Raw genomic sequence first — 23,991 nt, 5'->3', positions numbered from 1 at the left:
ATACGATGGATGCGCTCGCGGCCGGGGCCTGGGCGCTCACCTGCCGTGATGCCTGAACCGCCACGGCAGGACCACATGTCAGAACCGCTGCGCCAGAACAGGGACCAATGGGGCAAGAAAACGGTCCGGCGGGCCGGGCGACGATCCACTGCCTGCGCACGTCCACATCGGTGCTGTGCATCCTGGTCTTCGAGGACCACGGCCGGACCGGCACCGGATCACCTCCACCAGGCAGATGGTCGACCTGAAGGCGGATCGGCGTGCGCTCGATGGTGGGGAACCCGCCGTCGTGGTCGATCCAGGGCGTCGGTGGCGGTCGGGCGTCAGGTTCGTCCTCCGGATGGGGCGTCGCACGGTCGTGGAGTCGCTGTACCTGCTCACCGCGCCGGTGACCGCCGCGGCTGGCCTGCTGCTGGTGCTCACTGGTCTGTGTATCGGAGCGGTCGGTCTGCTGTTGCCGGGCCGGTCGCCGGTCGTGGCCGGCGGTTTGGCGCTGGTGCGGTGGTTCGCCGACGTGGAACGGTGGCGGATCGCGAAGGTGCGTTCCCCGGCCGTCGGCGTGGAGGGTGTGGGCCAGCGGCGGAGACCGAAGGAGACAGCCGCCGCGGCCGGCCCGGGGCTGTGGCTCGGCGTGGCGCACGCGGTGGCGGTGCTGCCTGTCGCCCTGGTCACCTCGGTGGTGACGGTGCTGTGGTGGTTCGTCGGACTCGGTGCCGGCACGTCCGCCCTGCGCAGCCCCTACTCGTCCGCGGGGCCGATGCGGCCCACGACCCTGACCGTGGGCAGCCCCCGGTCCCACATCGCCTTGACCCTGGGACTGACGTCGCCGGCCGAGCGGCTCGCCTTCGGGACCGCGGTCGGCCTGCTGTTGCTGTTCACCCTGCCGCTGGTGACCCGGGCGTGCGTCGCCGCCCAGGCCGGACTGGGACAGACGCTGCTGTCTGACGCGTCCGCGTCGCTCCGCAGGATCAACGGACTGGAGCAGGAGCGGGACACCGCCCGCGCGCAGACCGTCGCCGCGGTGACGGCCGAGGCGACCGCGCTGCGCCGGCTCGAACGCGACATCCACGACGGGCCCCAGCAGCGGCTGGTCCGCCTGGCGATGGAACTGGGCCGCGCCCAGCACCACCTCGACAGCAGGCCGGAGGCCGTCCGCGCGGCGCTCGCCGACGCGATCGTCCAGACCGAGGAGGCGCTGGACGAGCTGCGGGCCCTGTCGCGTGGCATCGCCCCGCCGATCCTCGTCGACCGCGGCCTGCGCGCGGCGCTCGCCGCCCTGGCCACGCGCTCGACCGTACCGGTTGAGGTCGATGCCGACCCCCTGAACGACCGGCTGGACGCTGCGGTCGAGACGGCCGCGTATTTCGTGATCGCCGAGGCCCTGACCAACGTGGCCAAGCACAGCCACGCCGACCGGTGTGCGATCGGACTGCGTCACAGTGCGGGAACCTTGCGGGTCTGGGTGACGGACGACGGGGTGGGCGGCGCCGCGCTGGACAAGGGACACGGGCTGCGCGGGTTGGAAGACCGGCTGCACGCGGTCGGCGGCCGGCTGTGGGTCACCAGTCCCTACGGCGGCCCGACGGCGATCACCGCGGAGCTGCCGTGCTGCTGAACCCGCACGAACCGCCACCGGACCGCGCGGCGCGCGGTCCGCTGCGGATCGTCCTGGCCGACGACGCGGTACTGCTGCGCGAGGGCCTGGTCCGCCTGCTCGCCGAGGACGGTCACCAGGTGGTGGCCGCGATCGGAGACGGCCCGGCCCTGGTCGAGGCGGTGCTCAGACACCGCCCGGACGTGTCGATTGTCGATGTGCGGATGCCGCCGACGTACACGGACGAGGGCTTGCGCGCGGCGATCACCGCCCGCTCGCAGTTGCCCGGCGCCCCCATGCTGGTGCTCAGCCAGTACGTGGAGGCGTCCTACGCCGGCGATCTGCTCGCGGACGGCTCCGGTGCGGTCGGGTACCTGCTGAAGAACCGGGTCGCCAGGGTCGAGGAGTTTCTGGATGCCCTGGATCGCGTCGCCCGGGGCGCGACGGTGCTCGACCCGCAGGTCGTTGCGCAGTTGCTGGCCGGGCAGCGCCGGGACAACGCACTGGGGGCGCTGACCACGCGGGAACGGCAGCTCCTGGCACTGATGGCCGAAGGGCATTCCAACACGGCCATCGCCGAGCGGCTGGTGGTCTCCGCCAGCACGGTGGAAAAGCACATCGGCAATGTCTTCGCCAAGCTCGGCCTGCCCCCTGACGACGCCCACCACCGTCGCGTGCTCGCTGTCCTCGCCTACCTCAGGGCCTGACGGCGGCCCGTCCGCACCCTCCCTCGGTGGGGCCCTGCCCCACCCCCGTACGCCGCCCGGGCCCGCGAGCGTCTCGGCGCCCTCAGAGGGTGCTGCGGTACGGCGGCATGAACCGCAGCCGGGGCATCTGGTCAGCGAGCACTCCCCCGTCGACGACCAGGTGGGTGCCGTTGATGTAACGGCCGGCCTCGGAGGCGAGCAACAGGAGCGCGCCGACGCAGTCGGCCGGCGTACCGTAGCCGCCGCGCAAGGGGATCCGCTCCTCCCAGGCGGCGTCGAATGCCTGCCGGTCCAGGGAGAACTCACCGTCGATCGGGGTGGCGATCATCCCAGGAGCGATCGTGTTGGCGGTGATGCCGTGCGGCCCCAGCTCGGCGGCGAGCGACCGGGTGAGTAGCTCGACGGCACCCTTGGAGGCGTTGTAGTGGGCCAGTCCGGCCTCGGCCATCAACCCGTTCTTCGAGGAGACGTTGACGATGCGGCCAGCCACCCCGTCGGCGATCATGTGCTCGGCGACGCGTTGCGCGAGGAAGAAGACGGCGTCCACGTTCACCCGCATCACCTCCCGCCAGTTGGCGACGGTGATCTCGTTGAAGTGCTCCAGCCGGGCCACCCCGGCGTTGTTGACCAGGACGTGCACCGGCCCGTGGGCGCGCCGCAGGTCGTCCACCCAGGGTGCGATCGCCTCGGTGTCGGCCAGGTCGAAGGCGTACGGGTGGCAGGCGCGGCCGCGGTCGGTGATCGCGGCGGCGACCGCGCCGAGGTCGACGCCGGGCCGGTCGACGGCCACGACGTCGGCGCCGGCGGCGGCGAGCCCGGTGGCGAAGGCCGCCCCGAGCCCGCGCGCCGCACCGGTCACCACGGCCAGCCGGCCGGACAGGTCGAAGGAGGGCGGGACGACGGTCATGTCAACCCCAGCAGGTCGAGCGACGGGCGGTGGATCAGCTGCTCGATCTGCCCGGTGTCGAGCGGGTCGAGGCCGGGAATGCCGGGCACCCGGCCCACCGCCCGCAGCCCCTCGATCGAGGCGTCGACGGTGGTGAAGGGGTAGTCGCTGCCGAACAGCAACTTGTGCCACACCCCGTAGTCCTGGACGAGCCGGAGGCTGTGCCAGAGCTGGAAGGGTCGGTAGTGCAGCGCGGAGACGTCGGCGTAGACGTGCCGGTGCTTGCGGATGACGGCGATGCACTCCCCCTCGTACGGGTGGCCGAGGTGGGCCAGCACCATCCGCAGCTCGGGGTGGCGGATCGCCACCTCGTCGAGGTGCACCGGCAGGGCGAAGCGCAGCGGTGCGGTGGAGACGAAGGTGGTCCCGGTGTGCACGAGCAGCGGCAGTCCGTGCCGGACGGCGTAGGCGTACAGGTCGTCGTAGGCCGGGTCGGCCGGGTCGAACCCGGCGTACATCGGCATCAGCTTGATGCCGCGCAGGCCGAGGTCGCGGTGCCCGTGCTCCAGCTCGTCGCGCCAGCCGGGCTGGGTGGGGTCCAGGGCGAGGTAGCCGACGAGCCGGTCGGGCCGGGCGGCGACGTACGCGGCCACGGCGGCGTCGTCGACCCAGAGCCCGGAGCGGCGGGCCTTGCCGCCGACCACGATCGTCTTCGTGTCCTCCGGTGCGGTGGCCGCGTACTCCGACCACCGCACCGTCAGGTCGACCTCGCCGCCGTGCGCCCGGGCCGCCTCGGCGGCGAACGGGTCGCCGACGTGGTCCGGGCAGTCGAACAGGTGCGAGTGCACGTCGACGATCATCGGCGGTCCCGTTTCTCCCACCCCTCGGCGAACATGTTCCAGAAGCCGTGGCTCGGCGGGTGCTCGGCGAACACCTCGTCGACCAGCTCGACGCCGAGGCCGGGTGCGGTGGGCAGGTCGATGTGCCCGTCGACCACGGGCAGGGCGCCGCGCACGGCGTCGAAGACGTACTCCTCCAACAGGCCGTCGAACGTCTCGAGGATCTTGAAGTTCGGCATCCCGAGGACCGCGTGCACCGAGGCGGTGGTGCACAGCGGCGAGTTGGAGTTGTGCGGGGCGACCACCATGGCGTGCTGGTCGGCGATGGCGGCGAGCTTGCGCACCTCGGTGAACCCGCCGGCCATGGACAGGTCGGGTTGGATGATGTCGACGGCGTCGGTGGCGAACAGCCGGGCGTACTCGTAACGGTTGTGGAAGTGCTCGCCGCCGGAGATCGGCATGGTGGCGCGGGCGCGCAGCTCGGCGTACCGCTCGATGTGGGTCCACGGCAGCGGTTCCTCGAACCAGCCGAGGTCGAACGGCTCCAGCTCCCGGACGAGCCGGGCGGCGGTGTGCATGGCGAAGCGGGCGTGGCCCTCGACGAACAGCTCGGTCTCGGGCCCGACGGCGTCGCGGACGGCGGCGACGATGTCGACCGAGCGGCGCAGCTCGGCGCGGGACAGCTCGCCGAGGCCGGCGCCGAACGGGTCGAACTTCAGCGCGGTGTACCCCTTGGCGACGGTGGCGACGGCCCGTTCGGCGAAGGCGGCGGGCTCCCGGTCGCCGGTGTACCAGCCGTTGGCGTAGACCCGGACGCGGTCGCGGCAGGCCCCGCCGGTGAGCCGGTACGCGGGCACGCCGAGGGCCTTGCCCATGATGTCGTAGAGGGCCTGGTCGACGCCGGAGACGACGATCCCGCCGACGTCGCCGCCGCGCAGGAAGTCGCCCTGGTACATGCGCAGCCAGATCTCCTCGACGTCGAACGGGTCGGCGCCGATCAGGTGCCGCCCGGCCATCGCCTCGGCGAGCTGGCAGGTCTCCCGGGCCCGGTACGGGTGGGTGATCTCGCCGACGCCGGAGAGCCCGGCGTCGGTGTGCACACGTACGTAGGAGAAGTCGCGCCAGGCGGTGCCGAGGGTGAGGGTCTCCACCCGGCTGATCCGCCCGGCCGGGCCGACCGGGCGCGTCTTGTCGACGGTCAGCATCACCGCCGCCCTCCCCCGGTGGGCGTCGCGCCGCCCATGGTGGCGGTGCCGGCCAGCTCGGTCACCCCGCCGGCGGCGAGGGTGTCGCGGACGGCCGCCCGGGTGGCGTCGACGAGGTGGTCGATGTCGGCGTCGGTGTGGGCGTACGAGATGTGGTTGCGCTTGAGGTTCAGCGGCAGCTCGAAGATGCCGTGCTCAGGCATCCGCCGACGGTAGCCGATGAACATGCCGGCATCGTTGCGCAGCAGGTCGTCGTAGCTACGCGGTGCCGGGCCGGGCATGAAGTACGTCACGAACACGGAGCCGTGGCCGGTGACCACGGCGGGGACGCCGAGGTCGGCGAGGACCTCGGTGATGCCGGTGCGGGCCCGCTCGCCGAGCCGGTAGACGTGCTCGTGCACGGGCTCGGCGCGCAGCTTGCCGAGGGTGGCGATGGCGGCGGCGACCACGGCCGGGTGGCCGTTGTAGGTGCCGGCGAAGAACGCGGGCGCGCCGGGGTGGGTGCTGAACAGGTCCATCAGGTCGGCCCGGCCGCCCAGGGCGCCGATCGGGTAGCCGTTCGCGATGGCCTTGCCCATGGTGGTCAGGTCCGGGGTGACCCCGCTGATCTTCTGCCAGCCGCCGAGGTCGTGCCGGAAGCCGGTGATCACCTCGTCGAAGACGAGCACGCTGCCGGCCCGGGTGCACTCCTCGCGCAGGGTGCGCAGGAACTCCTGGTCGGGCAGGAGGCAGCCGACGTTGTGCGGCACCGGCTCGACGATGACGGCGGCGATGTCGTCGCCGTGCGCGGCGAAGGCGGCCCGAACGGCGGCCACGTCGTTGAAGCGCAGCACGAGGGTGGCGTCGAGGACCTCGGGCAGGATGCCGGTGGAGATCGGGTCGGCCACACCCACCTTGTCCGGGGCGGAGATGACGTTGAGGCTGACCGAGTCGTGCCAGCCGTGGTAGCAGCCCTGGAACTTGACCACCAGGCGCCGGCCGGTGGCGGCGCGGGCGACCCGCAGGGCGTGGAAGGTGGCCTCGCTGCCGGTGCTGGTGAGCAGCACCTTCTCGATGCTGGGCACCAGCTCGGCGAGGGTCTCGGCGAGCTGGACCTCCCCGTCGGTGACGGCCACGCCGCACAGGTCCAGCCGCCTGCCGGCCTCGGTGACGGCGGCGTTGACGTCGGGGTCGTTGTGACCGAGCAGGGGTGGCCCGAAGGCCGCGTGGTAGTCGGTGTACTGGCGTCCGTCGGCGTCCCAGAAGTGCGCTCCGGAGGCCCGGGCGATCACCAGCTCGGTGAGGCCGGGGATGCTGCGCTGTCCGCTGTTGACGCCGCCGGGGATGACCCGGCGTGCCCGCTCGGCGAGCGTGGCGCCGGTCGGGGCCGATCGTGAATTCACACCTTCTCCTCATCGGTGCGGCGCGGCGACCCAGCCCGGTCGCGGCGCCGCGGGGTGTCCGCCGCAGGAGGAACATTTCGAAATTTCGGAACACTGTTCGGCATTGCCAAACGATGTTCGGCATACTAAGCACGCTTGTTCGCCACGGTCAACACGCCGGGATGCCAAATCTCGAACAGCTTTGTTACGCTGTTCGGCCTTGGCGAACAGATCGGCTTCCCCCTGCCCGAAAGAAGGACCATGACCACCACCGAAGACGGGGACAGCTCCCGCTACCTGGTGCGCAGCGTCAGCCGCGCGGCCGAGGTGCTGGAGGCGCTGTCCGTCGCCACCCCGGGCGAGGGGCTCAGCGTCACCGACGTCGCCCGCGCCTGCGGCCTGTCCAAGAGCGCCGCGTTCGCCACCCTGCACACCCTGTGCCACCACGGCCTGGCCGCCGACGACGGCGAGGGGATGAACCGGCGTTACCGGCTCGGGATGTCCCTGGCGCGCCTCGGCGTACGCGCCCAGGAGCAGCTCTCGCTGCGCGACATCGCCCGCCCGGTGCTGGCCCAACTGACCCGCGACACCGGGCTCAGCTCCCGGCTGGCCGTCCCCGAGGGGGCGCACGCGGTCGTCGTCGACCAGGTCAGCAACGGTGAGCGGATCCAGATCGAGCTGCGGATGGGCACCCGCGAGCTGCCGCACTGCACCGGGCTGGGCAAGGCCCTGCTGGCCGAGATGACCCCGCCGCAGGTCGCCGAGCTGATCGGCCGCGTCGGGCTGCCCCGGCGCACCGACCACACCATCTGCGACCTCGACTCCCTGCTGGCCCACCTGGCCGACGTCCGCCGCGCCGGGTACGCCCTCGACGACGAGGAGGACGCCGAGGGGGTGTTCTGCATCGGCAGCGCCCTGCGCGACCACACCGGCGCGTGCTGCGGAGCCATCAGCGTGACCGGGCTGAAGCTCGGCCTGCCCAGCTGGCGATACCAGGAGCTGGGACGACAGGTGCGCCAGGCCGCCGACGCCATCTCCGTCCGGCTCGGCCACGTCCCGGCGGAGCAGACCCCTTGACAGCGGGTTCACCTGCTGTTTAACGTTCCGCCAGCGTCGCGGCCCGGCCGCGACCGTCTCGGGCGAACCAGCTGACTCCCGACGTGCCGCAGCCCCGGCACCGGGCGTTCCGGTCAGCAGCTCCGCCGCCTGCGCGCCTCGCGCGTTTGCCCGACCTTCCCCCCACTCCTGCGGCGCCTCGCGGTGCCCGCAGACCCCCAGCACCGCCGTCCGGCGCCCGCCGGCCGGCGGGACCGCGAAGGTTGAGGCTCTCCATGGGTCTACTTGGCACGTCCGTTCCCACCCCCCACGACCAGGTCCTGCGCGTCGACACCGTCGCCGACCTGGCCGACCTCACCCCCACCGCGCTGACGACCCGCACGCTGGCACGGGTCGCCGGCTACCACACCCCCGGCGACGGCGGCGGCACGCTGCTGCGCTGGGACCCCACCAGCACCGCCGCCGGCAACGGCGGCACCGTGCACGACCCGTACCCGGGCGGACGCGGCGACCGGCGCGGCCGGTGGTTGGCCCTGCACGACGGGGTCGGCGACTTCCGGATGTTCGGGATCCTCGGCCGGGACACCCCCGCCGACGCCGCGCTGGACGCGATGGTCGCCGACCCGGCGATCCACCGGATCGAGGCCCACACCGACCTGCGCTTCGTCAAGCGGCACACGTTCGGCCGAAGCGACATCGAGCTGGACTTCGGCGGGCACACGGTGCACACCGACGGCATCGAGCGCAACACCCACGACAACCCGTTCGGCGCGGTGCTCTACTTCCGGGGCGCGGTGACCGACACGACGATCACCCACACCCTCACCGAGACCGTCCCCGAGCTGACCGACGTGTTTCCGGTGCCCGACTCGGGGCGCTTCACCGTCGGCCAGTGGTGGACCGCCACCAGCAACGCCCTCACCGGCGCCGACGAGCGCGAACTACAGAAGATGGTCCAGGTCACCCAGATCGTCGACGGCACCCACATCCGGGTGGGCTACCTCAACGGCTGGACGCTGGAGCCCGGGCGCACCATCACCTGGCGGCGGGTCGAGCCGGTCCAGCGCGCCCACGTACGCAACATGGTCTTCCTCGGCCACGTCGCCTTCACCGGCGAGTACCCCGGGTCCGGGCCGGACGACCGCGAGTACAGCGGCTCCCACCCGGTCGCCTACGAGTACGCGGTGCGCTGCGACGTCTCCGGCATCGACGCCACCGGCACCTGGTGGCCGGTGGTCATGCGCCGCTGGTGCACCCACTTCACCACCGCGAACTGCACCCTGAAGAACCCGCCGACCGTGATGTACGGCGGCGCCGGCTACCTCACCCAGCAGATCTACTGCCTGTACGGGCACGTCGTGGACTGCCGCAGCTCCAACGCCCGGCACCTCAACGACCTCACCGCCTCGGCGTACTGCACCGTGGAGAACTGCCACGGCGACGGCGACGACGCCGGAGGCAACCCGTTCACCACCCACGGCCAGTACGAACACGACCTCGTCTTCACCGGCAACTCCGGCCTGATGGACATCGCCAACAGCGGTGGCCAGTGGGGTATCAGCGCCAAGCGGATCACCGTCCGCCGACACGTCTGTTCCTGGTTCGTCGCCGGCACCAAGATCACCGACCTGACCCTGGAGGACGTGCGGGTCGTCGCCCGCTCCACCTTCGACCCGGCCGGCACGCTCCAGGTCAACGCCGACGGCGCGCAGCTGCGCGGCTGCTCGGCGCGGACGCTGAGCATCGCCCAGCGCTCGACCCGTTCCCGCCGGCCCACGGTCATCGCCGACTGCGACTTCGACCAGCCCGCCGGCACGGTGATCGTGCAGACCCCGGTGAGCAACCCGGTGCACTTCGTCCGGACCACCTTCCGCGGCCTGGACGGCGCGATCATGCGCGGCGCCGGCCCGGTCCACTTCACCGACTGCACGCTGACCGGGGCACCGGACGCGGCACCACTGCTGATCGGCGCGGCCGAGGTGGTGGTACGCGGCGGCACCCTGACCGACACCGGCATCGAACTGTCGGCCGTCCGCGACCAGCGCCTCGTCGTCGACGGCGGCGCGGTGGTCACCGGCAGCAACGCCCGCCGGGCGTTGCTGACCCGGGCCGGCGGCACCGGCGCGGTCCGGATCGAGCTGGGCGACTACCGCAGCGCGGCGGCCGACGCGGAGACCGCGCACGTGCGCATCGACACCGGCGTCAACCGGTACCGGGCCGTCGGCGCCCGCTTCTCCGGCGGGCGGCTGGCGCTCGCCGACGCGGCCTTCGGCACCGCCTCCACCCTGCTGCACACCGGATGCGTCGAGGAGGGGGTCGCCCGCGAACTGCCCGCCGACTCCGCCCGCGTCGCCACCGGCGACAACCTCACCCTCTGATCGCCCGCCCGCAAGAGGAGACACCCCCATGGACCGCTCCGAACCGACCTCCCGCCGCACCCTGCTGCGCGCCACCGGCGTCGGCGGGCTCGCCATCGCCGGCGCCGCCCTCGCACTCGCCCCCGCCACCGCCGCGTCCGCCGCCCCCGAGCCCGACAGCACGGCCGACCCCCTGGCGCCCGGCCTCGACGCGGTCCTGCACGTCGGCACCGTCGCCGCCCTGCTCGGCCTGAACCCCGACACCCTGCACGACGGGCAGGTCGTGCACGTCGACGGGCACTACGCCGCCGGCGACGGCGGCGCCCGCCTCGTTCGCTGGAACGCGGCCAGCACCGCCGCCGGCAACGGCGGTACCGTGCTCGACCCGCCGGGCGACCGGCCCGGCCGCTGGCTCCACCTGCACGACGGCGTCGTCGAGTTCCGGCACTTCGGCATCTTCGACGCGAAGACCCCCGCCGACGCCGCGCTGGACGCCATGGCGAACGACCCGTCGGTGCACCGCATCGAGGCCCACTCCGACCTGCACTTCGTCAAGCGACACCGGTTCACCCGCAGCGACCTCGTGCTCGACTTCGGCGGGCACACCATGTCCACCGACGGGATCGAGGACGCCGGCCGCGACGACCCGTTCGCCGCCGTGCTGTTCTTCCGTGGCAAGGTCACCGACGAGGTGCGCACCCACACCCTGACCGAGACTGTCCGGGAGGGCTGGGACTCCTTCCAGGTCGCCGACTCCGGCGCGTTCGCCGTCGGCCAGTGGTACGCCGTCGAGGTCAACCAGCTCGCCGGCCGCTGGGAGAAGGAGCTGCAGAAGCTCGTCCAGGTCACCCAGATCGTCGACGGCACCCACATCCGGGTCAACTACAAGAACGGCTGGGAGCTGGCCCCCGGGCGCACCCTCACCTGGACCCGGGTCGAGCCGGTCAGCCGGGTGCACGTACGCAACCTGCTGTTCACCGGCAACGGCGGCGACCAGTACACCGGCTCCCACCCGATCGCCTACGAGTACGCCGTGCACTGCGACGTCGCCGACGTCGACGCCACCGGCACGTTCTGGCCGGTGATCATGCGCCGCTGGTGCACGTACTTCCACACCACCCGGTGCACCCTGAAGAACCCCACCTCGGTCACCTGGGGCGGCGCGGGCTACCTGACCCAGCAGATCTACTGCCTGTACGGGCACGTCGAGGACTGCCGCACCTCCAACGCCCGGCACCTCAACGACTGGACCGCCTCGGCGTACTGCTACGTCACCAACTGTCACGGCGACGGCGACGACCAGGGCCCGTTCGTCACCCACGGCCAGTACGAGCACGACCTCGTCTACACCGGCAACTCCGGGCTGATGACCTTCGCCAACTCGGGAGCGGCCTGGGGCTCGGCGGCCAAGCGGATCACCGTGCGCAAACACGTCTGCTCCTGGTTCGTGGCCCGGGTGAAGGTCACCGACCTGACCCTGGAGGACGTGCAGGTCATCCGCAAGGCCGGACTGGCCGGTTCCGGGATGATGTGGGTCAACGCCGACGGCGTGCAACTGCGCGGCTGCTCCGCCGACGACACGCTGATCATCTCCCAGCAGTCCACCCGGTCGCAGCGGCCGAACGTCATCGAGGGCTGCTCCTTCACCCTCGCCACCGCCGGCACCGACGTGGTGCAGGCCAGCGTCACCACCCCGGTGCACCTGGTCCGCACCACGCTCCGGGGGGTCAACGGCCACACCTTCAGTGGCACCGGGCGGCTGCACCTGACCGACGTGACGTTCGTCGGCGCCCCCGACGCCGCGCCGGTCACCGTGAAGTCCGCCGACCTGCGCGTGTCCGGCGGCACGTTCACCGACACCGGCATCCGCCTCGCCGGCGCCGCCGACCAGCGGATCAGTGTCGGCTCCGGGGCGGTGTTCAGCGGGACGAACGCGGCGAAGGCGCTGCTGTCCCGCGGCGCGGCCACCGGCGTCGTGCGGTGGGAACTGGGCGGCTACCGCAGCAGCGCCGTCGACGCCGGCACCGCCCACGTCAGCGTCGACGCCGGCACCAACCGGTACTCCGCCGTCGGGGCGCAGTTCACCGGCGGGAAGCTGCGGCTGGCCGACGCCGGCTTCGGCGAGGGGTCATACCTGCACCACACCGGGTGCGTCGAGGAGGGCGTGGCCCGGGAGCTGCCGGCCGCCTCGCCCCGGGTGCGCGACGCCGGAAACCTGACGGTCTGAGCGCGGCGACGGCGAGCGAGAGAGAAAGCGAGGAACAGGTGGAACAGCAGGACCGGCCGGTGCGGGTGGCGCTGGTGGGCGCCGGGAACCGGGGACAGACGTACGCCCGGTGGGTGGCCGCCAACCCCGCACGCGCGCGGCTCGTCGCGGTCGCCGACCCGCGCCCCCACCAGCGGGGGCTGATCACCGCCGCCCACCCCGACGCGGCGGCGTACGCCGACTGGCGGGACCTGCTGGCGGCGGACGCGCCGGCCGACGCGGTCGTCGTGGCCACCCAGGACCGGATGCACGTGGAGCCGGCCGTCGCGTTCGCCAAGGCGGGCCGGCACCTGCTGGTGGAGAAGCCGCTCGCGCCGACGGCGGACCAGTGCCGGGAGATCGTCGACGCGGTCCGCGCCACCGGCGTGCTGTTCGCCGTCTGCCACGTGCTGCGCTACACCCCCTACACGGACCTGGTGAAGCGGGTGGTCGACAGCGGGGTGCTGGGCGAGATCGTCAGCGTCCAGCACCTCGAACCGGTCGGCTGGTGGCACTACGCCCACTCCTACGTGCGCGGCCCGTGGCGGCGGGAGGACCTGGCCACCCCGATGCTGCTGGCCAAGTCCAGCCACGACCTGGACTGGCTCGGCTACGTCACCGGGCGGCGCATCGAACGCGTCGCCAGCTTCGGCGGGCTGCGCCACTTCCGGCCCGACCAGGCCCCGGCCGGCGCCGCGCAGCGGTGCCTGGACTGCCCGGTCGAGCCAGGCTGCCCGTACTCGGCGCCGAAGCTGTACCTGCCGGTGCTGCGCGAGCACGGGCCGATCTGGCCGGTCAGCGTGGTCACCGACGGCACCGACGAGGCCGCGCTGGTCGAGGCGCTGCGCCACGGCCCGTACGGACGCTGCGTCTACGCCGGCGACAACGACGTCGTCGACCACCAGGTCGTGGCGATGGAGCTGACCGGCGGGGTCACCGCCACCTTCACCATGGCCGCCTTCACCGAACAGACCCACCGCCAGACCCAACTGTTCGGCACCCACGGCTCGCTCTCCGGCGACGGCGAGCGGGTCCGGGTGCACGACTTCCGCACCGACCGGATCGAGGTCCTCGACGCCGGCACGGTCGGCGGGTCCACCGCCGCCGACGACCACGGCGGCGGCGACACCGGGCTGATGGACGCCTTCGTCCGCGCCGTCGCCACCGGCGACGGCCGGCACATCCGGTCCGGACTGGACGAGACCCTCGCCAGCCACCTCGCGGTCTTCGCCGCCGAGGCGGCCCGGCACACCGGCACGGTCGTCACCGTGCCCGCGCAGTGAACCACTCAGAGAGGAACGGACAGATGCGAGTTCGCAGGTTCGCGCCGGTCGCGGTCGCCGCGCTGGCGGCCGGGCTGCTCACCGCGTGCGGCGGCGGGTCCGACGCCGGCGGCGACAAGCAGAACGTCACCATGTGGATCTACCCGGTGATCCCCGACGAGGCCACCCACCGGGGCTTCTGGGACAAGCAGGTCGCCGCGTTCGAGGCCGACCACCCGAACGTCGACGTGAAGGTCGAGATCTTCCCGTGGGCCAAGCGGGAGGAGTCGCTGACCGCCGCGATCGCCGGCGGCAAGGGCCCCGACGTGGTCTACCTGATCCCCGACCAGCTCGGGAAGTTCGGCAAGATGATCGAGCCGGTCGACGAGTACCTGCCGGCCGACGCGAAGGCCGACTACCTGGACAACCTCCGCGAGGCCGTCACCCAGGACGGCAAGATGCTCGGCGCGCCCATCCTGACCAGCGCCAACCCGCTGATGTGCAACGCGAAGGTGTTCGCCGCCGCCGGCGTCACCGAGTACCCGAAGACCTGGGCGGACCTGCTCGCCATCGCGCCGACGTTCAAGGCCAAGGGCTTCGACGTGACCAACTACTACGCCGACCCGAACGCCACCCTGAACCAGTCCTTCTACCCCCTGCTGTGGCAGGCCGGCGGGGACGTGTTCGGCGCCGACGGCAAGTCGGTGGCGTTCGACGGCCCCGAGGGCGTCAAGGCGCTGACCTTCCTCAAGCAGCTCGTCGACGGCGGCTACGTGGAGAAGGACCTGCTCACCAACATCCCCGCCTTCGAGCAGACCAACGTCGCCAAGAACAAGGTGGCCTGCACCTGGCAGCACGTCCCGGCCGACGTCGAGACGTTCTGGGGCAAGGAGAACATCAAGATCTTCCCGCCGCTGACCGACGTCAAGAGCGTCGGCTACGGCGCGGTGGGCAGCCTGTCGATGCTCAAGGGCAGCAAGGCCAAGAAGGCCGCCGGCGAGTGGATCACCTTCGCCACCCAACCGTCCGTGGCCACCGCGTACGACACGGCGGGCGGCTACTTCTCCACGAAGAAGTCCGCCGGCTCGCTCTACACGCAGGACCCGGTCAACGGCGAGTTGGAGAAGACCCTGCCGAGCATGACCGTCGGCTCGCTGAACGAGAAGAGCCGCGAGGTGATGGGCGTGCTCAGCCCCGAGATCCAGGCCGCGCTGATCGGCAAGAAGACCCCCGAGCAGGCCCTCGCCGACGCGGCCAAGGCCGCCGACGCGCTGCTCTGACCCACACCGGCCCGCCGTCGCCGCGTCGCGGCGGCGGGCCGGGCACCACCCGACCGGCCACCGCGGCCGGTCCGTACCCGCGAAGAGGATGGCGAGATGGCCGTACCTGCTCAGCTGCCGGCCCGCAGGGCCCGGCGGGTGATCGCCCGGCGCGAGGCACGATGGGGTCTGCTCTTCGTCCTCCCCGCGTTCCTGCTGTTCCTGGCGTTCCGCTTCGGCCCGGCCATCGCCGGGCTGGTGCTCGGCTTCATGGAGTACACGATCGGCGGCGACGCCGAGTGGACCGGGCTGGACAACGCCCGCCACCTGGTCGACGACCCGGTGTTCTGGCAGTCGCTGCGGGTCACCGTCGTCTACACCCTGCTGTACGTGCCGCTGACCGTGGCCGTGTCGGTCGGGCTGGCGCTGCTGGTCCGGCGCGGCTTCCGCGGCGTCGGCTTCTTCCGGTCGGTGTTCTTCCTGCCGGTGGTCACCAGCCTGGTCCTCGTCGCCACCGTCTTCTCCTGGGTGTTCTCCTCCGACGGCCCGTGGTCGCGGATCATGGGCTGGCTCGGCCTGCCCGACGACTCGTGGCTGGCCTCCAGCGCGCTGGTGGTGCCGGCGCTGGCGCTGGTCGGCGTGTGGTCACACTTCGGGTACGGCATGCTGATCGTGCTGGCCCGGCTCCAGGACCTGCCCCGCGAGCAGGAGGAGGCGGCGCTCACCGACGGCGCCGGCCCGTGGCAGCGGTTCCGCTGGATCGTGCTGCCCCAGCTCAAGCCGGTCCTGTTCTTCCTGCTGGTGATCGAGACCACCGCCTCCTTCCAGGTCTTCGACCTCGTGTACGCGATGACCGGCGGCGGCCCGGCCCGCGCCAGCTACACCCTCGTCATGGCCCTGTACGACCAGGGCTTCAAGTACTTCGACCTCGGCTACGCCAGCGCGATCGGGGTGGCCCTGTTCGTGATGACCCTGGTCGTCGCCCTGGTCCAGCGGCTGGCCCTCGGGAGGAACAAGTGACCGCCACGAGCACCGCCCCCACGCCCGCGCCCACCACGCCACCCCCGCCGGCGAAGCGGCGGCGTCGGTCGTACCGGGCGTTGCAGCCGGGTCCGGCCGGCACCGCGCTGCGGTACGTGCTGCTCGCCGTCGCCAGCGTGGTCACCCTGTTCCCGTTCTACGCGATGGTCGTGTTGAGCCTGAAGCCGACCGCTGCCGTCGAGTTCCCCGGCAGCCTGCTGCCCTGGCCGATCGACCTCGACGCGTACGCCACCGTGCTCGACTCGCGGAGCATCCTGCGGTGGCTGCTGAACACCACGATCTACTCGGTGGTCAGCGTCGTCGCGGTGCTCCTGCTCGCCGCGATGGCCGGGTACGCGTTCGCGAAGAAGCGCTTCCCCGGCCGGGAGACGATGTTCTGGTCGTTCCTGGCGATGGTGATGGTGCCCTACCACGTCACCCTCATCCCGACCTTCATCCTGATCGCGAAGGTCGGCGGGGTCGACACCTACTGGGGGCTGATCCTGCCGACGCTCGCGAACGCGCAGGCGGTCTTCCTGATGCGGCAGTTCATCCAGGGCCTGCCCGACGAACTCTTCGAGGCGGCGCGCATCGACGGCGCGTCGGAGTGGCGGATGTTCGTGCAGATCGTGCTGCCGCTGTGCAAGCCGATCCTGGCCACCCTCGGCGTGTTCGTCTTCCTGTGGCACTGGAACGACCTGCTCTGGCCGCTGATCATCGGGCAGAGCGGGGACATGCGCACGCTCACCGTCGGCATCGCCTCCCTCCAGCAGGAGAACGTGCCGCTCAACGTCATGCTCGCCGGCTCGGTCGTCGCGTTCGTGCCGATCTTCGCCGCCTACCTCGTCGGCCAGCGGTACTTCACCGAGGGCGTCACCATGTCCGGAATCAAGGGTTGACATCCTTCCCTCCCTGAAGGGGAGGGGATTCCCTGGGTCGCCCCAGAGGTTTCCTGCTTCACCGCCGGCTGCCCCGTTCGGGAGGACTCCCGTTGAGGTCTTACACCAGCTCCACAGGCAGACACCGCCAGCCCGGCGGCCAAAATGTTGCGCGCCGCGTTGATGTCACGGTCGTGGGCCGCGCCGCACTGGCACGCCCACGTCCGCACGTCCAGCGGCATCGTCTCGGCCAGCGCCCCGCAGGCCGAGCACAGCTTGGAGGACGGGAACCAGCGGTCAACCGTGATCAGCTCACGGCCGTACCAGTCGGCCTTGTACTCCAGCATGGTGCGGAACTGTCGCCACGCCGCGTCCGAGATGGCGCGGGCCAACGTGTGATTCTTGACCATGTTCCGCACGGTCAAATCCTCAATCACGATCGTTTGGTTCTCACGAGCGAGTCGAGTGGACAGCTTGTGCAGATGGTCCCGCCGCCGGTCGGCGATACGGGCGTGCGCCCGGGCCACCCTGAGCCGGGCTTTGGCCCGGTTCACCGAGCCCTTCTCCTTACGGGACAGGTTCCGCTGCGCGCGGGCGAGTCGGGCCCGGTCGGCGCGTTCGTGCCGGGGGTTGACGATCTTCTCTCCGGTGGAGAGAGTGAGCAGGCTGTCGAGTCCGGCGTCTACCCCGACGGCGGCGTTCGCGGCCGGGGCGTCTGGGATCACGTCGTCGCAGAGCAGCGACACGGACCACCGGCCAGCCGCGTCCTGCGAGACGGTCACCGTGGACGGCGTCGCACCCTCGGGCAGGGGGCGCGACCACACGATGTCCAGCGGTTCGGTCATCTTCGCCAGGGTGAGCTTCCCGTCTCGGTAGCGGAACGCGCTGGTGGTGTACTCCGCCGACCGACGAGATTTCTTCTTGCTCTTGAAGGTGGGGTAACCGGCCCGCTTGGCGAAGAAGTTCGTGAATGCCACCTGCAAGTGGCGCAGCGCCTGCTGCAACGGTACCGAGGAAACCTCGTTGAGGTAGGCCAGTTCCTCGGTCTTCTTCCAGGCGGTCAGCATCGCCGAGGTGGCGTTGTAATTGACTCGTTCCTGCCGCAACGTCCACGCCTCGGTACGCGCGGCCAGCGCCAGGTTGTAGACCTTCCGCACACAGCCGAACGTGCGCTCAAGCTCAGCGGCTTGCGCCCCGGTCGGATAGAAGCGGTACTTGAAAGCCCGCTTCACGCTCCTGGACACGGCTCATATATTCGCACATTTGTTTCGTGAGCCCTGCGGTGCCATGCGGGTAGACGCCGACCCACCTTGACGGTGGATCGACTTTCCTACCCGCTCCGCAGAGGTTTCGTTTCCTCTCGCCTGAGGGCGGGGGTATCCACGGAAGGAATCCGATGAGGAAACCAGCATTCAAGAGCGAGTCCGAGTTGGAGGACCGACTGACCCGGCCGTCGGCGGCGCTCGTCGCCGACCTGGCCGGCGACTCCGGCGACCTGGTGGTGCTCGGCGCCGGGGGCAAGATGGGCCCGTCGCTGTGCCGGCTGGCCCGCCGGGGGCTCGACGCCGCCGGCCGCACCGGCGACCGGGTGTACGCGGTGTCGCGCTGGTCGGACCGGGCGGCGGCCGACGCGCTGGCCGCCGACGGGGTGGAGCCGGTGGCGTTCGACCTGCTGGGCGACGGCGACCTGGGCGGCCTGCCCGACGCCCGCGACGTGATCTTCATGGTGGGCGCGAAGTTCGGCACCGCCACCGCCCCCTACCTGGCCTGGATGGTCAACGCGGTGCTGCCCGCCGCGGTGGCCCGCCGCTACCCGGCCGCCCGGATCGCCGCGTTCTCCACCGGCAACGTCTACCCGATGGTGCCGGTGGCCTCCGGCGGCTGCCTGGAGACCGACCCGACCGGCCCGCTCGGCGACTACGCGATGAGCTGCCTCGGGCGCGAGCAGGTCTTCGCGCACGCCGCCGCGACGCGGGGCACCCCGGTCGCGGTGCTCCGGCTCAACTACGCCGTCGACCTGCGCTACGGGGTGCTCGCCGACATCGGGCAGGCGGTGCTGGCCGGCGACCCGGTCGACGTCACCACCGGCCACGTCAACGTGGTGTGGCAGGGGTACGCCAACGAGGTCGCCCTGCGGGCGCTGCGGCACGCCTGCGCCGACGTGTGCACCCTGAACCTGACCGGCCCGGAGACCGCGCCGGTGCGCCGGATCGCCGCCCGGTTCGGCGCGCGGCTGGGCAGGCCGGTGACGTACGCCGGCACCGAGGCGCCCACGGCGCTGCTCAACGACGCCGGCCGTTGCCACGCGCTGTTCGGCTACCCGGACGTCCCGCTGGGCACCCTGGTCGACTGGCAGGCCGACTGGCTGGCCGCCGGGCTGCCCACCTCCGGCAAGCCCACCAAGTTCGCCGTCCGCGACGGGAGGTTCTGACCGTGTCCCTGGAACTGCTGCGCGAAGGCACCGTCATCCCGGCGCACCCGCTGGCGCTGACCGCCGACCGTCGCCTCGACGAGCGGCGGCAGCGGGCGCTGACCCGCTACTACCTGGCCGCCGGGGCGGGCGGACTCGCCGTCGGCGTGCACACCACGCAGTTCGCCGTCCGGGAGGCCGGACTGCTGCGGCCGGTGCTCGCCCTGGCCGCCGAGACCGTCGACGCCGAGGCCGGCCGGCCGGTGGTGAAGGTCGCCGGGGCGTGCGGCCCCACCGTCCAGGCCGTCGCCGAGGCCGAACTGGCGGCCGGGCTGGGCTACCACGCCGTGCTGCTGTCCCCCGTCGTGCCGGGTGCCAACGAGGCGTACCTGCTCCAGCGGGCGCGCGCGGTCGGCGACGTGCTGCCGGTGATCGGCTTCTACCTCCAGCCGGCCATCGGCGGCCCGCGCCTGTCCCCGGCGTTCTGGCGGGCGTTCGCCGACCTGCCGTCGGTGGTCGCGGTGAAGCTGGCCCCGTTCGACAGGTACCGCACCCTGGAGGCGGTGCGCGGGATCGCCGCCGCCGACCGGGCCGCGGAGGTGGCCCTGTACACCGGCAACGACGACCACATCCTCGGCGACCTGCTCGGCGAGTTCGCCGGCCGCCGGTTCGTCGGCGGGCTGCTCGGCCAGTGGGCGGTGTGGACCCGCGCGGCGGTGGCGATGTTCGACCGGGTGCGGGCGGCCCGCTCGGGCGACGCGGCGGCACTGGCGGAGCTGACCGCCCGCGCGGCGGCGCTCACGGACGCGAACGCGGCGGTGTTCGACGCGGCGAACGACTTCGACGGCTGCATCGCCGGCGTGCACGAGGTGCTGCGCCGGCAGGGGCTGCTCGACGGGGTGTGGTGCCTCGACCCGGCCGAGGGGCTGTCGCCCGGCCAGGCCGAGGAGCTGACCCGGGTCGCCACCGCGTACCCGTGGCTGACGGACGACGACTTCGTCGCGGAGCATCGCGATGACTGGCTCCGGTGAGCCGCCCGGGGCCGGCGCGGCCGGCAGGCCCGAGGCGCCGGACAGCCGGCCTGTGACCACGCTCCCCGGCCGGCACCGTCCGGTCACCGTGGTGTCCGTACCGGCCACCCTGCGGGCCCAGTTCTTCCCCGACCGGGTCGCCGACCGGCTGACCACCGTCACCGACGCCACGCTGGTCGACGACCACGCGGCACTCACCCGCACCGACCTGGCGCCGCTGCTGGCCCGGGCCGAGGTGCTGGTGACCTCCTGGAGCGTTCCCCGGCTCGACGCGCCCCTGCTGGACCGCGCCCCCGTGCTCCGGCTGATCGCGCACACCGGCGCGTCGGTCAAGCCGTTCGTGACCCCCGAGGTGTTCGCCCGCGGCATCACGGTCACCCAGGCGGGGCAGGGCATGGCCCGGTCGGTGGCCGAGGTCGCGCTCGCGTTCACCCTGGCCCTGCTGCACCAGACGCCCCGCTTCGACCACGCGCTGCGCGGCGGCACGAGCTGGAGCCGGGCGGAACAGGCGCCACCCAGGCACGAGATCCTCGGCTGCCCGGTCGGCGTCGTCGGCGCGTCCCGCACCGGTCGGGCGTACCTGGAGCTGGTCCGGGCCCTGGGGGCGCAGGTCAGCGTGTACGACCCGACCCTGACCGCGACGGACGCCACCACGCTCGGCGTCCGGCTGGTCGGCCTGGACGAGTTGCTCGCCGGTAGCCGGATCGTCGCGCTGCACGCGCCGACCCTGCCGGAGACCCGGCACCTGCTCGGTGCCCGCGAGCTGGCGCTGCTGCCCGACGGCGCCGGGCTGGTCAACACCGCCCGGTCCTGGCTGGTCGACGAGGCGGCGCTCGTCGCGGAGCTGGCCTGCGGCCGGATCGACGCCGCGCTGGACGTCTTCGACGAGGAGCCGCTGCCCACCGGCCACCCGCTGCGGGCGCTGCCCAACGTGCTGCTCACCCCGCACCAGGCCGCCGGGACCGTGCAGGGTCGCCGCCGGCAGGGCGAGATCGTCGTCGACGAGATCATCCGGCATGTGACCGGTCGACCCCTCGCCCACGCGGTGACGCCCGAGATGCTGTCCCGCACGGGCTGACCCGCCGTCCCCACCCGACCCGTACGCGCTGGACCCGGGCCCGCCCGCGGCCCCGCTTTCGGCAGAGAGGAAACCATGAAGTTCATGCGAGTCGGCCCGGTCGGCGCCGAGCGGCCGGTGCTGTTCGACGGCACCAACCACTTCGACCTGAGCGGGATCACCGCCGACATCGACGCGGCGTTCCTCGCCGCGGACCCCGTCGAGCGCGTCCGAGCGGCTGGGCCGCTGCCGCTGCTCGACGTGACCGGGGAGCGGATCGGCGCCCCGATCGCCCGGCCCGGGGCGGTGCTCTGCATCGGGCAGAACTACAGCGCGCACGCCGCCGAGTCCGGAGTCGCCCCGCCCGAGCGGCCGATCCTGTTCCACAAGTCGCCGAACACCGTGGTGGGTCCGTACGACCAGGTGCTGGTTCCGCGTGGCTCGACGAGGACCGACTGGGAGGTGGAACTGGCCGTGGTGATCGGGAGACGCGTCCGCTACCTGGACTCCCCGGCTGAGGCGCTGGCCCACGTGGCGGGGTACGCGGTCACCAACGACGTGTCCGAACGGGACTACCAGTTCGCGGACCCCGGCGGCCAGTGGTCCAAGGGCAAGTCGTGCGAGACCTTCAACCCGCTCGGCCCGTGGCTGGTCACGCCGGACGAGGTGGGCGACCCGCAGGCGCTGCGGCTACGTTCGTGGGTCAACGGCGAGCCTCGGCAGGACTCCCGCACCGTCGACATGATCTTCGACGTGGCGTACCTGATCTGGCACCTGTCCCAGTTCACCGTGCTGGAACCGGGCGACGTCCTCAACACCGGCACCCCGCAGGGGGTGGCGCTGTCCGGCCGGTTCCCCTACCTGGCGGCCGGCGACGTGATGGAGACGGAGATCGACGGGCTCGGCCGGCAGCGCAACGTGCTCGCGCCCGCGTGACCGCCCCCGTCGAGTACCGTCCGGCCACGCCGACGGACGTACCGTCGCTCTACGCCACGTGGGCCGAGGCGTTCACGGACGCGCACGTGACCCGTCTCTACGCCCACGACCGCGACCGCTTCCGACGCACGTTCGTCGCGGTGGAGGCCGGAGCGGTCGTCGCCGCCGTCTACTACCTGCCCCGCCGGGTACGCAACGCCACCGGCAGCATCGACCTGGTCGGCGGGGTCGCCAACGTCGCCACCCGGGTCCAGGCACGCGGTCGGGGTCACATCCGCCGCCTGCTCGACCTGGCCGTCGCGGCGATGGCGGCGGACGGCTGCGCCTGGTCGCTGCTGTTCACCGGCACACCGGGCGTCTACCTGAGCAGCGGCTACCGCACGTTCACCCTGCGCCATCCGAGCGGTCGACCGGCGGCGGGCGCCCCCCTGCCGCCGGGCTGGACCGTGCGGGCGCAATCCCCGGTGGACTGGGCGGAACTCGCCCCGGTGCACGAGTCGTTCAACGCCCACCGGCCGCTGAGCACCGTGCGGGACGCCGACGACTGGCGGCTCCGGGTGCCGGTCTGGTACGCCCCACCCACCGAGATGCTGGTGGCCCGGCACCACGGCCGGACGGCGGGTTACCTGGCCGCGCAGTGGTCTCCCGGGCGCGTCCGAGTGGTCGAGGCCGCTGCCCGCCCCGACCGGCCGGACGCCCTGCGCGCCCTGTTCAGCGCCGTCGCCCGCACCGCCGCCCGACGCGACGTACGACACTGTACGGCCCGGCTGCCGGCCGACCCGGCGATCCGGGCGGCACTACCGTGTCTCCTGACCGACTCGGCAACCGAGGCCGACACCACCGGCATGGTCCGGCCGATCCACGCGGCACCCGACCACCTGGCCGCGATCACCGGCGCGCCCGGGGCCTTCCACTGGCCCGCCGACTACCTGTGAACACCGGACGAGCTGCACCCCGCCGGCGACGGTGATATGGGGCAGCCCACGCCACGTAGGGCACACCAGGGAGGTTCGATGGTCGTCGCGGAACAGGTCACGCCGGCGGTCGCGGGACACGGCGAAGGGCCGGTGTGGTGCCCCGACGACCAGCGGCTGCGCTGGGTCGACATGCTGGTCGGGGACATCCTGGCGCTGGACCCGGCCACCGGGGCGGTCAGCCGCCGGCACGTCGCCCCGGTGGTCGCGGCCCTGCGCCCGCGATCCGGCGGTGGCCTCGTCGCCGCCGTCGAGCGGGGCTTCGCGCTGCTCGGGGACGACTCGGTGGAGTTGCTGCCCGAGCTCTGGTCGGACCCGTCGGTCCGGATGAACGACGGCGGATGCGACCCGCTCGGGCGCTTCTACTGCGGCTCGATGGCGTACGACGCCGCGCCGGGTCGGGCCGCGCTGCACCGGCTCAGCCCGAGCGGTGCCGTCGAGACGGTGCTCACCGGGCTCACCGTCTCCAACGGCCTGGCCTGGACCCGGGACGGCGGGACCGCCTGGTATGTCGACTCGGCCACCCACCGGATGGACGCCTTCGCCTTCGACCTGGCCACCGGCGAACTGCACGACCGACGGCCGGTGGTCGCGGTGCCGCCCGACGCGGGCACGCCGGACGGACTCTGCCTCGACGTCGAGGGCGGCGTCTGGGTCGCTCTGTGGGACGGGGGCGTCGTCCACCGGTACGCCCCGGACGGCCGCCTCACCGCCGTCGTGGCGCTGCCGGTTCGGCGCCCCACCGCATGCGCGTTCGGCGGCCCCGACCACGGTGACCTCTACATCACCACCTCCTGCCAGGGCCTGCCGGCCGACGACCGTTCCCCGGCCGGGGCGCTGTTCCGGATCCGCCCCGGTGTGCCGGGGTTCCCCGAGTACACCTTCGCGGGCTGACAGCGGCGCCGGACCTCGTC

At 72.5% G+C, this 23,991-nt stretch carries 20 protein-coding genes; 15 read left to right on the top strand and 5 right to left on the bottom strand.

The features are described 5' to 3' along the window. Positions 1 to 340 precede the first annotated feature (340 nt). Together ACGF5C_RS05305 and ACGF5C_RS05300 are read left to right on the top strand one after the other, a co-directional pair. A complete protein-coding gene (locus tag ACGF5C_RS05305) occupies positions 341 to 1,615 on the top strand; it encodes a sensor domain-containing protein (RefSeq protein WP_393296866.1) in 1,275 nt (424 codons plus the stop codon). A 41-nt stretch (positions 1,616 to 1,656) separates the two neighbouring features. Further along, positions 1,657 to 2,301 (top strand): LuxR C-terminal-related transcriptional regulator, encoded by a 645-nt coding sequence (locus tag ACGF5C_RS05300; protein ID WP_393296997.1) that lies wholly within the window; start codon positions 1,657 to 1,659, stop codon positions 2,299 to 2,301. Positions 2,302 to 2,383: 82 nt separating this feature from the next. Here ACGF5C_RS05300 and ACGF5C_RS05295 read toward each other — a convergent pair whose 3' ends face one another. Genes ACGF5C_RS05295 through ACGF5C_RS05280 form a run of 4 tightly spaced genes read right to left on the bottom strand, consistent with a single transcriptional unit; the run spans position 2,384 to position 6,613 of the window. After that, positions 2,384 to 3,208, bottom strand: a complete 825-nt coding sequence (locus ACGF5C_RS05295) for an SDR family NAD(P)-dependent oxidoreductase (protein ID WP_393296864.1) — start codon at positions 3,206 to 3,208, stop codon at positions 2,384 to 2,386. After that, positions 3,205 to 4,047 (bottom strand): amidohydrolase family protein, encoded by an 843-nt coding sequence (locus ACGF5C_RS05290; protein ID WP_393296862.1) that lies wholly within the window; start codon positions 4,045 to 4,047, stop codon positions 3,205 to 3,207. The genes ACGF5C_RS05295 and ACGF5C_RS05290 overlap by 4 nt, the downstream gene beginning before the upstream one ends. Beyond that, positions 4,044 to 5,231 (bottom strand): mandelate racemase/muconate lactonizing enzyme family protein, encoded by a 1,188-nt coding sequence (locus ACGF5C_RS05285; protein WP_393296995.1) that lies wholly within the window; start codon positions 5,229 to 5,231, stop codon positions 4,044 to 4,046. Before ACGF5C_RS05285 ends, ACGF5C_RS05290 begins: the two co-directional genes overlap by 4 nt. Then, complete coding sequence (locus ACGF5C_RS05280; protein ID WP_393296860.1) at positions 5,231 to 6,613, bottom strand: aspartate aminotransferase family protein; 1,383 nt, start codon at positions 6,611 to 6,613, stop codon at positions 5,231 to 5,233. The genes ACGF5C_RS05285 and ACGF5C_RS05280 overlap by 1 nt, the downstream gene beginning before the upstream one ends. 240 nt (positions 6,614 to 6,853) lie before the next feature. On the opposite strand from ACGF5C_RS05280, the gene ACGF5C_RS05275 reads away from it, so the two are divergent. From ACGF5C_RS05275 to ACGF5C_RS05245, 7 genes are all read left to right on the top strand, one after another. Continuing rightward, a complete protein-coding gene (locus tag ACGF5C_RS05275) occupies positions 6,854 to 7,669 on the top strand; it encodes an IclR family transcriptional regulator (RefSeq protein WP_393296859.1) in 816 nt (271 codons plus the stop codon). Positions 7,670 to 7,923: 254 nt separating this feature from the next. Then, positions 7,924 to 10,026: a hypothetical protein gene (locus tag ACGF5C_RS05270; protein WP_393296857.1), complete on the top strand. Its 2,103-nt coding sequence runs from the start codon at positions 7,924 to 7,926 to the stop codon at positions 10,024 to 10,026. Positions 10,027 to 10,054: 28 nt separating this feature from the next. Then, positions 10,055 to 12,232 carry a hypothetical protein gene (locus ACGF5C_RS05265; RefSeq protein WP_393296855.1) on the top strand — a complete coding sequence of 726 codons (2,178 nt, stop codon included), beginning with the start codon at positions 10,055 to 10,057 and terminating at the stop codon, positions 12,230 to 12,232. A gap of 38 nt (positions 12,233 to 12,270) precedes the next feature. After that, on the top strand, positions 12,271 to 13,533 hold the full coding sequence (locus tag ACGF5C_RS05260) for a Gfo/Idh/MocA family protein (protein ID WP_393296853.1): 1,263 nt from the start codon (positions 12,271 to 12,273) through the stop codon (positions 13,531 to 13,533). Positions 13,534 to 13,556: 23 nt separating this feature from the next. Beyond that, positions 13,557 to 14,792, top strand: a complete 1,236-nt coding sequence (locus ACGF5C_RS05255) for an ABC transporter substrate-binding protein (protein ID WP_393296851.1) — start codon at positions 13,557 to 13,559, stop codon at positions 14,790 to 14,792. Positions 14,793 to 14,888: 96 nt separating this feature from the next. Beyond that, a complete protein-coding gene (locus tag ACGF5C_RS05250; protein ID WP_357692896.1) occupies positions 14,889 to 15,791 on the top strand; it encodes a sugar ABC transporter permease in 903 nt (300 codons plus the stop codon). Further along, positions 15,788 to 16,690: a carbohydrate ABC transporter permease gene (locus ACGF5C_RS05245; protein ID WP_393296849.1), complete on the top strand. Its 903-nt coding sequence runs from the start codon at positions 15,788 to 15,790 to the stop codon at positions 16,688 to 16,690. Before ACGF5C_RS05250 ends, ACGF5C_RS05245 begins: the two co-directional genes overlap by 4 nt. Here the strand turns inward: ACGF5C_RS05245 and ACGF5C_RS05240 are convergent. Next, positions 16,630 to 17,913 carry an RNA-guided endonuclease InsQ/TnpB family protein gene (locus tag ACGF5C_RS05240; protein WP_393296847.1) on the bottom strand — a complete coding sequence of 428 codons (1,284 nt, stop codon included), beginning with the start codon at positions 17,911 to 17,913 and terminating at the stop codon, positions 16,630 to 16,632. The two genes, ACGF5C_RS05245 and ACGF5C_RS05240, sit on opposite strands and share 61 nt — an antisense overlap. A gap of 152 nt (positions 17,914 to 18,065) precedes the next feature. Between ACGF5C_RS05240 and ACGF5C_RS05235 the strand changes: the two genes are divergently transcribed. The 6 genes from ACGF5C_RS05235 to ACGF5C_RS05210 all read left to right on the top strand — a co-directional run bounded on the left by ACGF5C_RS05235 (position 18,066) and on the right by ACGF5C_RS05210 (position 23,971). After that, entirely contained in the window at positions 18,066 to 19,100 is a 1,035-nt protein-coding gene (locus ACGF5C_RS05235) for an NAD-dependent epimerase/dehydratase family protein (RefSeq protein WP_393296845.1), read from the top strand. A 2-nt stretch (positions 19,101 to 19,102) separates the two neighbouring features. Next, positions 19,103 to 20,110: a dihydrodipicolinate synthase family protein gene (locus ACGF5C_RS05230; RefSeq protein ID WP_393296843.1), complete on the top strand. Its 1,008-nt coding sequence runs from the start codon at positions 19,103 to 19,105 to the stop codon at positions 20,108 to 20,110. Then, the gene (locus ACGF5C_RS05225) at positions 20,094 to 21,188 is read left to right on the top strand and encodes a hydroxyacid dehydrogenase (RefSeq protein ID WP_393296841.1); all 1,095 of its coding nucleotides are present in this window, start codon (positions 20,094 to 20,096) and stop codon (positions 21,186 to 21,188) included. The genes ACGF5C_RS05230 and ACGF5C_RS05225 overlap by 17 nt, the downstream gene beginning before the upstream one ends. A 75-nt stretch (positions 21,189 to 21,263) precedes the next feature. Beyond that, a complete protein-coding gene (locus tag ACGF5C_RS05220; protein WP_393296839.1) occupies positions 21,264 to 22,103 on the top strand; it encodes a fumarylacetoacetate hydrolase family protein in 840 nt (279 codons plus the stop codon). Continuing rightward, positions 22,100 to 23,038: a GNAT family N-acetyltransferase gene (locus tag ACGF5C_RS05215; protein WP_393296837.1), complete on the top strand. Its 939-nt coding sequence runs from the start codon at positions 22,100 to 22,102 to the stop codon at positions 23,036 to 23,038. The genes ACGF5C_RS05220 and ACGF5C_RS05215 overlap by 4 nt, the downstream gene beginning before the upstream one ends. Positions 23,039 to 23,116: 78 nt before the next feature. Continuing rightward, the gene (locus tag ACGF5C_RS05210) at positions 23,117 to 23,971 is read left to right on the top strand and encodes an SMP-30/gluconolactonase/LRE family protein (RefSeq protein WP_393296835.1); all 855 of its coding nucleotides are present in this window, start codon (positions 23,117 to 23,119) and stop codon (positions 23,969 to 23,971) included. The last annotated feature ends 20 nt before the right edge of the window (positions 23,972 to 23,991 follow it).

It is taken from the genome of Micromonospora sp. NPDC047620 (assembly GCF_043205005.1).
GTDB lineage: Bacteria > Actinomycetota > Actinomycetes > Mycobacteriales > Micromonosporaceae > Micromonospora.
This window is presented reverse-complemented; position numbering and strand designations above follow the sequence as displayed.